The sequence below is a fragment of the Acidimicrobiales bacterium genome (genome assembly GCA_035316325.1).
Taxonomy (GTDB): Bacteria; Actinomycetota; Acidimicrobiia; order Acidimicrobiales; family VFJN01; genus DASXTK01.
This window is the reverse complement of sequence record DATHJB010000079.1, coordinates 17728-28535: the sequence shown is the minus strand read 5'-3', so window position 1 is coordinate 28535 and position 10808 is coordinate 17728. Positions and strand designations below refer to the sequence as shown.

The following is a 10808-nucleotide window of genomic DNA, read 5'->3' as shown; positions in this document are numbered from 1 at the left end:
CCGCCCGGCGCAGCGTCGACGCCGGAGACCCGAACGCCGTCGCCACCACGACCAGTTCACCGCCGCCTCCTCTGACGCGCGTCACTCATTCACGGAGGCTGAAGTGGTGCGTTCGGCCCGCGTCGACATAGCCGAGGCGCTGGTACCACCCATGCGGCCAGTCGTTGAGTCCGGCGGTGAGGAAGGACAGTTCGCTGCCGGCCTCCCGGCCCCGCCTCAGGGCGTCGCGGATCAACGCATCGCCGTAGCCGCGACGGCGGAAATCCTTGTGTGTCTCCAGGTTCTCGAATTGGGCGATGCGGTCCACACGATCGACGTACAGATCCGCGTAGGCGGCGATCTCCTCGCCGTCGTACACCGCCAGCCGTGTCAGCTCTGCGCCGCGGGCGTACAGCGCGGTCCGGTCGGCGAGCTGGCCGAGATGTTCGTCGGTGGCGTCGGGCATCGTGACCCGCCAGTCGCGGATGATCGCCGGTCGCAGCATGTCGAGCGACACCGCCCGCACCTCGTGCGCAGGGGGCTCGACCTCCGCACCGGAGTAGATCATCGTCACGATCGTCTCGTGCTCATAGCCCGCGGCCACGAGATCCGCACTCAGGCCCTGGCCCACGGCGTCGTCGGCGACGGACACGTACCGATGCCGCACACCCGCTCCGCCCAGCACCTCCTCGGCCGCCGCGAGCACCTCCGCCGCAGGCGCGGCCGAGGTGACCGCGATCCGGTTGTGACGCTCCGAGAGCGGGAACTCCGCTTGCAGCACGGCGAATCCCCAGGGAAGGTCCACGACGTCGGTGGCCTGCGCCCGGGCGAAACGGTTCTCGAACGCCGTGGTCCGCTCGACGTCCGAGTCACGCACCAGGCAAGGTTGCCAGAGCCCGGGCCCGCTCCGACGACGGGTTCACCCTCACGTTGGTGTTGCGCTGCGACCAGCTCTCGGCGAGCCGACCAGCTCCAGCCCGGGGGTCAGGCGGTGGGGCAGGTGCGGCGGTAGGGGTGGGTGGGGAGGAGGTCGTCCCACTCCGTGCGGGTGAGGTTGCGGCCGGCGATGGCACAGGCCCCGTCGACCCAGGCGTCGGGCTCGCTGGGGATCGACCAGATGCCGCCGCGGTCGTCGGCGGCGACCACCGTGCGGCCGTCGTCGGCGAACCAGGCGAACAGCGGCGGGCCGGGGTCGCCGGGTGTCACCCGGACGATGCGCTGGCGGCGCCGGACGTCCCACAGCTCGACTGTGCCCTGGCTGCTGGTGACGAGCCGGTCGCCGTCGGGCGAGAACGCCAGGGTCAGCACGGGCCCGTCGACACCGGGCAGCGGGGCGCCCACCTGCCGGCCCGACTCCGGGTCGATGAGCGTGACCAGCCCGTCGTCGCCCCCGGCCGCCAGGAGCGACCCGTCGGGGCTGAACTCGAGCTGCCAGGAGGCGTTGACGTCGTCGACGGTGGCGACCACCCGCCCGGACGCCCGCTCGACCAGCAGCACGGCGTTCGGTTGGAACTGCGCCACGGCGAGCAGCTCCCCGTCCGGGCTCACGTCGACGTTGGGCACGTAGCGGTCGAACCGCAGCGGCTCGCCGACGACCTCCAGCGTCGCCGCGTCCAGCTCCACCACCCCGCCGGCGTGCAGACCGACGAAGATCGTCGCGCCGCCCGGCCGCCACCCGATGGAGCCCCCGTTCGAGTCGAAAGGCAATGGTCGCTCGACCAGAAGGCGACCGGTGGCCGGGTCCCACGCCCGGACGGTGCCGTCGTTGCCGAGGGTCAGGAGGCGGCGGCCGTCGGGCGTCCAGTCGTGCCAGATGGCGTACGGGTGCCCGGACGGCAGCTCCGGTCCCAGGGCCCCGTCGGGGAAGTCCCGCAGGGCGAAGTGGTCGGTGCCGACCTGGTCGGAGTAGCGGTAGGCCAGCCGGGTGCCGTCGGGGCTCGGCGTGACGTAGGTGTTGAGCGCGTCCGGCGAAGCAGCGGGCGGGCTGAGCCGGCGGACGAGGCGGCGGTCGCCGGCCAGGTCCCACACCACCACGGTGCCATCGGGGCTGGCCGAGAAGAGGGTGCGCCCCTCGGCGTCGAGCTCGATGGCGGTCGCCGGGGCGGTGTGGCCCTCCAGCAGCTCGGCCCGCCGCCCGGAGGCCACGTCCCACACCTCCACGGTGCGGTCCTCGCCGGCGACGGTCAGCGAGCGCCCGTCGCGGGAGAAGGTCAGGTCGACGGGCCCGGCGTCGGTCGGCAGGACCCGACGAAGGGTGCCCGTGGCCAGGTCGAACAGCGCCAGGCGGTCGCCCTGCCGGGCCGCCACCGTCCGACCGTCGGGGCTCACGGCGAAGGGTGCCCGGGCGACCGGCGCGGTCGTGACCACGGCTCCGGTGGCGGGGTCGACGACGGTCAGCGCTGCGCCGGCGACGGAGTCGGACTCGCCGGCCACCACCAGGTCGCCGGTGGGGGTGAACGCCACCACGGGTAGGTCGACGCCGTGCTCGACCCGCAGCGGCGGCGCGTCCGGCGCCTCCAGGTCCCAGATCAGCTGCTGCGCGGCGCCCTGGTCGGGGTTGCCGATCACGCTGGCGGCGACGTAGCGGCCGTCGGGACTGACGGCCAGCGACGAGGCCGTGCCGGTCGCGTCGGCCGGCAGGGGCAGGCCCGCCAACGGCTCGCGCACCTCGTCGCCGGTGGCGGCGTCGAAGAACCGGATGGCGCCCTCCCCGAGGCCCTGGTCGTCGCCGGGGTAGACCGCCATGGCGACGTCGTCGGAGCCGGGCAGCGCCGCCAGCGCCCGGCCGGTTTCGGCGCCGCCCAGCGCCTCGGCGACCGGCTCCAGCGTGGCGGCGTCGTAGAAGTAGAGGCCCCGCCGGATGTCGCCGGCGGCGAGGTAGCGCCCGTCGGCGGTCACCGCCACCTCCCGGAACACCCCACCGTCGGGATGGCGGATCACCCCGATGGCCTGGGGTCGCCGGTTGAGCGCCGCCAGCAGGTTGGTGCGGGTCTCGTTGGAGTCGTGGAGGCGGTGGCCCTCCACCGCGAGCAGCAGGGCCTGGTCGAGGTCGTCGACGGTGAGGGCCAGCGTGCCGAGCCGGCGGGCCTCGGCCACCGTCGCCGCCTCCTCGGCGCTGTCCCGCTGCCGGACGGCGGCCTGCGCGGCGACGATCGACACCACCAGGAACACGGCGGCCGCTACCAGCAGCACCCGGAGCCGGCGGTTCTGCCGCGCCTGCTGGCGGGCCCGCCGGGCGAGGGACTCACGCTCCGACGTCGCCTGGGCGTCCGACGCGTCCAGGAACTCGGTCTCGAGGTCGGTCAGGTCGGTGAGGTCGGGCGACGTCGACGCCTGCCACTCCCGTGCCGTCTCCAGCCGGGCACCCCGGTAGAGCTCGCTCGCCGGGCGGCCCAGCGCTTCCCAGCCGTCGGCCGCGGTGACGAGATGGCGCAGGATCCGCTGGCCGGAGGCGTCCTCGTCGAGCCACGAGCGCAGGCGGGGCCACGCCCGGGCCAGGGCCTCGTGGGCCAGCTCCACCGTCTCCTCCTGGGCGGTGACGAGCCGGGCCCGCACCAGCAGGTGGACCACCCGGGCGCGGGCGGGGTCGCCGCCGAGCGTGCGGCTGGCCAGGCGCGAGCGGACCGGCTCCCCGTCGGGCGACGGCGCCACCAGGCGGAGCAGCACCGAGCGCAGCAGGCTCCGCTGGTCGGGCGGGAGGCTCTCGTAGAGCCGATCGGCCGACCGGGCCACCGCACCGCGGATGCCACCGGTCGCCCGGTAGGCCTCGACGGTGAGAACCCGCCCGTCGCGCCGGCGCCACGTCTCGGCCAGCGCGTGCGACAGCAGCGGCAGCGCGCCGGGCTCGCCCTCGGTGTCGCGCACCAGGAGGTCGACCAGGCCGTCCTCCAGCCGGAGGCCGGCTCGGGCGGCCGGGCCCTCGATGGCCTCGCGGAGGGCGTCGCCGGTCAGCGGGCCGACGAGGTGGAGCCCGCGCTCGGCCAGCCGGGCGAAGGCCGGTTCGCCGGCCAGGGCCGCCAGGTGGTCGGCCCGCACCACCACGACGACGGGAGCGTGGTTGGTGGCGTGGTCGGCCAGCCGCCGGCAGAAGGCGGGCCCCGCCCCGGGGGCCAGGGTGAACAGCTCCTCGAACTGGTCGACGATCAGCACCGCATCCGCCGACGCCGAGGCCAGCGCGCTGGTGAGCGCCGTCTCGGGGTCGGGGCCCGGGGCGAACACCGCCACCGTCCGGCCCTGCCGCTGGAGGGCGGGTGCGACCCCCGCACGGGCCAGCGACGACTTCCCGCACCCCGACGGGCCGGCGATCACCAGCAGGGGGTGCTCGGCCAGCCGCTCGACGCACGCCGCGACGTCGGCGTCGCGGCCGAAGAACGTGTCGGTGTCGTCGACGTCGTACGCGGCCAGGCCCTTGTAGGGGCACTCCTCCGCCAGCGGCCGCAGCGACTCCGGGTTCGCCGCCAGCTCGGGGTCCTGGCGGAGGATCTGCGCCTCCAGGGCGACGAGCTCGGGGCCCGGGTCGATGCCGAGCTGGTCGGTCAGCGTGCGCCGGGCCCGGTGCAGCGATCGGAGGGCGTCGGCCTGCCGGCCGCAGCGGTACTGGGCCAGGGCCAGGGTCGCCCAGCGGCGCTCCCGCAGCGGCTCCTCGGCCACCCGGGCCTCGCCCTCGGCCGCCACCTCCCGGTGCTCGCCGGCGGCCAACCGGGCGTCGAGCAGGTCCTCCTCGGCGGTGCGCCGCAGCTCGTCGAGGCGGGCGGCCTCGTTGCGGCCCGGCGGCCAGTCGTCGAGGTCGGGGAACGGGTCGCCCCGCCACAGGGTCAGCGCCCGCGACAGCGTCGACACCGCCCGCTCCGGCTGGCCCGTCGCCGTCTGGCCCCGGGCCCGCTCCACGAGGTCCTCGAACTGGTGGACGTCGAGGTCGTCGCCGGCGAGCGCCAACCGGTAGCCGCTGGGCGTCGTCTCGATCGCCGCCGTGCCCAGGGCCTTGCGCAGACGGGCGATGCAGCCCTGGACCACCTTCGGCGCGGAGGCCGGCGGCTCCTCGCCCCACAGCGCGTCCGCCAGCCGGTCGGGGGCCACCACCTCGCCCCGCCGGAGCACCAGTGCAGCCAGCACGACCCGGTCACGCGGACCGAGGCCCACGCCGTCACCGTCGACCTCCAGCGGGCCGAGCACCCTGATGCTCACCGCCGGCATTGTCGACACCGCGCACACGGTGGTCAACCGGACCGATACCGGGTTGATACCGGCACGTCCCCCCGGCTGATACCCGCGGGCCCCAGGGTCGGCCCCGGAACCTTCGAACAGGGAGTGTGCACGATGTACGGACACCGATACCGGCTGGGAGCGGCTGCGGCGGCGCTGGCGCTGGTGACGCTGGTCGCCGCGGGCTGTGGCGACGACGACGATGACGACGCCACCGCCGACGAGACGGCCGAGACCCCCGAGAGCGACAGCGGCGGGGGCGGCGCCGACCTGGCGGCCTACTGCGAGGCCGAGCTGGGCTTGGAGACGGCGCCGGAGCCCGAGGTCGACTGGGAGACCGCGAGCCCGGAGGAGATCGCCACGGCGGTGAAGGGGTACGCCGCCGACACCATGCGACCGCTGGCCACCCAGCTGATCGACGCCGCGCCCGACGAGCTGGGCGCCGACATCGCGGTGCTCGACCAGGCGCTCACCGACCTGGAGGAGTCCGGCGACTTCGCCGTGTTCGAGACCCCCGACGCGCTCGCCGCCCAGGAGGCGCTCCACGTGTTCGACCTGGACAACTGCGGCTGGGCCACCGTCGACGTGACGCTCGGCGACTACTCCTTCGACGGCATCCCTGCGGAGGTCGACGCCGGCGTCGTCAGCTTCGAGCTCGCCAACGAGGGCACCGAGCTGCACGAGCTGCTGCTCCTCCGCAAGAACGACGGCGTGACCCAGCCGGTCGAGGAGCTGCTGGCCCTGCCCGAGGAGGAGGCCATGTCGCTGGTGACCCCGGTCGGGGCCCCGGCCACCCCCGCCCCCGGCACCGACGGGTACTCGGTCGCCGAGCTGGAGCCCGGCGACTACATCGCGGTCTGCTTCATCCCGATGGGCACGACCAGCTTCGACACACCCCCGGCGGCCGACGCCCCGCCCCACTTCACGCAGGGGATGGTCACCGAGTTCAGCGTCGCCTGACCCCCCGACCAGGTGGTGCGGCGGCGGCCAGGCGGGCCACCGCCGCACCGCCGCGCCCGGCCGGCAGAAGGGGGCTCGACCCCGCTGACCTGGGTAGGGTGGCGGATCTTGCCGGACCGAGGAGGGCTGTGATCCGACGGCAGGCGGCGGAGCTCTGGGCATGGCGCGGCGGGCGACGCCGCGTCGCGGTCCGGCGCGCCGGGGGCCTCCTGACGGCGGCGCTGCTCGGGGCGACGCTGGGGCTGGCCGGCGCGGCCGGCGGTCCGGCCGCCGACTCCGGCCCGGTCCTGGACGACGTCGCCACGATCTGGCCCGGGCCCCACTCCCCCGCCGATCCCGGACCGCGCCTGGCGTTGTCGCGGGCGGGCACCTCCTCACGCCATGTCTGGTCCGCGAAGGCGACCACCCCTCCCGTGCCGCAGCGGCTCCGGGGCGAGGTGGCGCTCGGCGCTGCCGACGACGCGTCGCCGGCTCCCTCCGGCCGAGCGTCCGCCGGGGCGGCCACCAGCCGAGCTCCTCCGATCTGACGGCACATCCCGGCCTTGCGCCGGGACCGACCGTTCCGATCGACGAGGAGACCCATGCAACCCCCCTTCCGCGGTGCCACAGCGGCTGCACCGGCAGCGACGCCTGCGTCGACCGCCGACGTGCCCGTGCTGCACCTTCCCGCCGACGACGTGCTCCGCCTGCGGCTGGACCGCATCGGGCTGCCCCGCGTGCTGGCCGTCGCCGAGCGGGCCGAGCCACCCGTGCCGGCGCAACCCATCGAGGACTGGGTGCGCGCCCCGGTCGACCCCGTCGAGCTGGAGGAGCGCCGCACCGTCGTGCTGGACCGCTACCTCCGGGCCACGCAGGGCGTCCGCATCGACGGCGACGGCCTCCTCCGGGTGAGCGACCGCTGGGCGGCGCTCACCGACCGCCAGTGGGCCGTGCTGTTCCCGCTGGTCAACCAGCTCGGCCGCCCGGTGGCCCGAGCGGTCGTCGAGGACGGGTACCGCGCCGCGGGCGGTGCCGACGGGCGGTCGCTCGTCGCCCTGCTGCGCCGCCAGCGCCCCCGCCTCGCGGCGTTGGGACTGGAGCTGCACCTGCTCAGCAACGGCGCGTTCCTCCTGGTGAGGACGCCCGGCAGCGACATCCCGGTTCATTGAAGGGATGTCATTGCGACACATTGCCGAAACAACTACGTAGGAATCTGACGGCCTCTACCGTGCGACACAGGGAGGCACAGTTGGATACCGGAGACACCGCGTGGGTGTTGACGTCGACAGCCTTGGTGCTGTTCATGACGCCCGGCCTCGCGTTCTTCTACGGCGGAATGGTCCGCGGCAAGAACGTGCTGGCGATGCTCATGCAGAACTTCTTCGCCATGGGACTGCTCGCCGTCCTCTGGGCAGCCGTCGTGTTCAGCCTGGCGTTCGGTGACGCCGGCAACGCCGGCTTCATCGGCAACCTCGACTACGCCTGGATGAAGGACGTCGGCGTGGGGGCGACCGACAGCGAGTTCCTGTCGTTCCTCACCATCCCGTTTGTCCTGTTCGCGGCCTACCAGATGACCTTCGCCATCATCACGCCGGCGCTGATCACCGGCGCCACCGCCGACCGGCTGAAGTTCTCGGCCTACGCCGTGTTCATCGGCCTGTGGCTGGTGCTGGTGTACGGCCCGCTGGCGCACATGGTGTTCGGCGGCGGCTGGCTGGCCGACATGGGGGCGCTCGACTTCGCCGGCGGCGCGGTCGTGCACATGAACGCCGGTGCCGCGGCGCTGGCGCTGGTGCTGCTGCTGGGCCGACGCAAGGGCTACCCCGACGAGCCCATGCCACCCCACAACCTGCCGTTCACCGTCCTGGGCACCGGCATCCTGTGGTTCGGCTGGGCCGGGTTCAACGCCGGCTCCGCGCTGGCCGCCAACGGCGTCGCCGCCCAGGCGATCATGAACACGTTCCTCGCCGCGTCGGCCGCCATGTTGGGCTGGCTGCTCGTGGAGAAGTTCAAGGACGGCCACGCCACCACCCTCGGCGGGGCCTCCGGCGCCGTCGCCGGCCTGGTGGCCATCACGCCCTGCGCCGGCTTCGTCGGCGGCATGGCGCCCGTCTACATCGGCTTCGCCACGGGCATCATCTGCTACCTCGCGCTGGGCATCAAGAAGGCCTTCAAGCTCGACGACAGCCTCGACGTGATCGCCGTGCACCTGGTCGGCGGGCTCGTCGGGTCGCTCCTGCTCGGGCTGTTCGCCGACTCGGCCATCAACGCGGCCGTGGTCAACGAGGGCACGTTCCTCGGCGGCGGCACCGACCTGCTGGTCGACCAGATCGTCGCCTCGGTGGTCACGCTGGCGTTCTCGTTCGTGGCGAGCCTGGCCATCGGCAAGGTCATCGACCTCGTCATCGGGCTCCGGGTCGACGAGGCCGCCGAGGACGAGGGCCTCGACCTCAGCCTCCACGCCGAGACGGCCTACACCAACTGATCGGGGACGACGTGAAGCTCATCACCGCAACCATCAAGCCGTTCAAGCTCGACGAGGTGAAGACGGCCCTCAAGGAGGCCGGCGTCCAGGGCATGACCGTCACCGAGGTGCAGGGGTTCGGACGCCAGTCCGGCCACACCGAGGTGTACCGGGGCTCTGAGTACACGGTCGACTTCGTGCCGAAGGTGAAGATCGAGGTCCTCGCCGACGACGACGCTGTCGCCGGTGTGATCGACGCCATCACCGCCGCCGCCCGCACCGAGAAGATCGGCGACGGCAAGATCTGGATCACCCCGGTGGACCAGGTCGTTCGCATCCGTACGGGCGAGCTCGACGGCGACGCGCTGTAGGCCCTTGTGCGCTCCGTCCCGGCGTTCGCCTGTCGCTGTCGCAGCGGCGGGCGGGCGCCGGGACGGCTGTACAGTCGTCGTCCTCTGGGAGCTCGAGGAGAGGGTGTGCGGTGAAGGGCCCGCCCGGACGGCAGGTGGTGGTCGACAACCTCGGCAGCCCCGTGGCGATCTTGCAGTGGCCGCGGGACGAGGCTCGTCGCCGCGAGCTGGCCGAGCTGGGGCTCCCCCGCCTGCTGGTGCTCTCCGCCGGGACCGCGGCGCCCCGGTTGGACGACGACGAGGACTGGATCCGGGCACCCGCCGACGAGCGCGACGTCGCCGCCCGCCTCGCCGCGCTGCGGCGCCGCCACGACCGGGTGCGCCTGGAAGGATCGCTCCTCCACACCGCCCGCGGCACGGTCGGCCTGAGCCCCCGCGAGGAGGCGGTGGCCGCGGTGCTGTTGGCCGACGCCGGCCAGGTGGTCGCCCGACCGGCGATCGAGGCCGCGCTCGGTGGGCGGGCCGGTGCCTCGACCCGCACCGTCGACGACACCATCTACCACCTACGCCGCCACCTCCGCCCGCTCGGCCTCGACGTCTTCGCCTCCCCCGGCCGAGGCTTCACCGTCAGCGCCCGCCTCGACTGGCCCGTCGACCCCACGGTCGAGCTCCTCTGACCCACCTCGTCACGCCTTGCCCTCGCCCGGGCGGCACTCTTGTCTTAATATTGATAAGATAGAGATGACGGGGGGAGCGCGGCATGACGGTCATCGACGCTGATGCGCACATCAACGAGCCGGTCGTGCGGGTCGACCCGCCGGGCGACGAGCTCGGGCCGTGGACGGCGCTGGCCGGGCGGCATCCGGGCTGGCAGCAGGCGGGTGAGTCCGGCGGGAAGACCGTCAGCCTGATCGACGGCAAGCTCTTCCCCACCCAGGAGGGCCCCGGGCGGGGCGTCCCGGTGGAGTCCGCCATGCACCCCGCTGCGGCCGAGGGCGCCCAACACCTCGACGCCCGCATGCGCGACCTCGACAGCGAGGGCATCGACGTCCAGGTGCTCTACGGCGCCCTCGCCATCGGAGCGACCACGTTCGAGGACCCCGGGTTCGCGCTCGACTTCTGCCGCGCCTACAACGACTGGCTCACCGAGGTCTGCGCCCGCCATCCCGAGCGGCTGAAGGCCGTGGCCATCGCCCCGCTCCAGCACCCCGACGACGCGGTCGAGGAGCTGCGCCGGGCCGCCGGCCTGGGCGTCGTGGGCGTGATGGTGCCGCCGGTCGTGGGCACCCAGGACGCCAGGAACCTCGACCACCCGTCGTTCCAGCCGTTCTTCGAGGCCGCCGCCGACCTCGGCCTCGCGGTCGGCGTCCACAGCGCCCCCGGCATGAACCTGCCGCTGCCCGGTGCCGAGCGCTTCGACAACTACGCCCAGGTGCACGCCCTGTCGTTCCCGGTCGACCAGATGGTCGCCTTCACGGCGCTGGCCATGGGCGGCGTCCTCGACCGCTTCCCCGCCCTGCGGGTGGTGTTCCTGGAGTCGGGCGTCGGCTGGGTGCCGTACTTCGTCCACCGGGTGCACGAGCACCGGGAGAAGCGCGGCGACCTGGTGCCGGAGATGAAGAGCGACCCCCGCGACCTGATCGAGCGTGGCCAGTGCTACTTCTCGTTCGAGTGCGAGGAGCCCCTGTTGGAGCCCTACGTCGAGCACCTCGGCCCGGACAGCCTGGTCTTCTCCTCCGACTACCCCCACTGGGACTGCGACTTCCCCGGGACGGTCGAGACCACCCGGCACACCGCGCAGCCCCTGGGTGACGACGTGCTCGCCCGGATCCTCGGCACCAACGCCGCCCGGCTCTACGGGCTCGGGTAGAGGC

General features: G+C 73.9%; 9 protein-coding genes. 7 read left to right on the top strand and 2 right to left on the bottom strand.

What is annotated here, in order from left to right; genetic code table 11:
- Nucleotides 1-85: 85 nt before the first annotated feature.
- On the bottom strand, nt 86-856 hold the full coding sequence (locus VK611_11420) for a GNAT family N-acetyltransferase (protein ID HMG41933.1): 771 nt from the start codon (nt 854-856) through the stop codon (nt 86-88).
- 107 nt (nt 857-963) lie between these two features.
- Entirely contained in the window at nt 964-5163 is a 4200-nt protein-coding gene (locus tag VK611_11415) for a BTAD domain-containing putative transcriptional regulator (protein ID HMG41932.1), read from the bottom strand.
- Between the two features lie 132 nt (nt 5164-5295).
- On the opposite strand from VK611_11415, the gene VK611_11410 reads away from it, so the two are divergent.
- From VK611_11410 to VK611_11380, 7 genes are all read left to right on the top strand, one after another.
- Nucleotides 5296-6141 carry a hypothetical protein gene (locus tag VK611_11410; GenBank protein ID HMG41931.1) on the top strand — a complete coding sequence of 282 codons (846 nt, stop codon included), beginning with the start codon at nt 5296-5298 and terminating at the stop codon, nt 6139-6141.
- 128 nt (nt 6142-6269) lie between these two features.
- Nucleotides 6270-6668, top strand: a complete 399-nt coding sequence (locus VK611_11405) for a hypothetical protein (GenBank protein HMG41930.1) — start codon at nt 6270-6272, stop codon at nt 6666-6668.
- A 54-nt stretch (nt 6669-6722) separates the two neighbouring features.
- Nucleotides 6723-7289, top strand: a complete 567-nt coding sequence (locus VK611_11400) for a hypothetical protein (GenBank protein ID HMG41929.1) — start codon at nt 6723-6725, stop codon at nt 7287-7289.
- 104 nt (nt 7290-7393) lie between these two features.
- On the top strand, nt 7394-8605 hold the full coding sequence (locus VK611_11395) for an ammonium transporter (protein ID HMG41928.1): 1212 nt from the start codon (nt 7394-7396) through the stop codon (nt 8603-8605).
- Between the two features lie 11 nt (nt 8606-8616).
- Nucleotides 8617-8955, top strand: coding sequence for a P-II family nitrogen regulator (locus VK611_11390; GenBank protein ID HMG41927.1), 339 nt, complete (start codon nt 8617-8619; stop codon nt 8953-8955).
- 110 nt (nt 8956-9065) lie between these two features.
- Nucleotides 9066-9611, top strand: coding sequence for a winged helix-turn-helix domain-containing protein (locus tag VK611_11385; GenBank protein ID HMG41926.1), 546 nt, complete (start codon nt 9066-9068; stop codon nt 9609-9611).
- An 83-nt stretch (nt 9612-9694) separates the two neighbouring features.
- A complete protein-coding gene (locus tag VK611_11380; protein ID HMG41925.1) occupies nt 9695-10804 on the top strand; it encodes an amidohydrolase family protein in 1110 nt (369 codons plus the stop codon).
- The last annotated feature ends 4 nt before the right edge of the window (nt 10805-10808 follow it).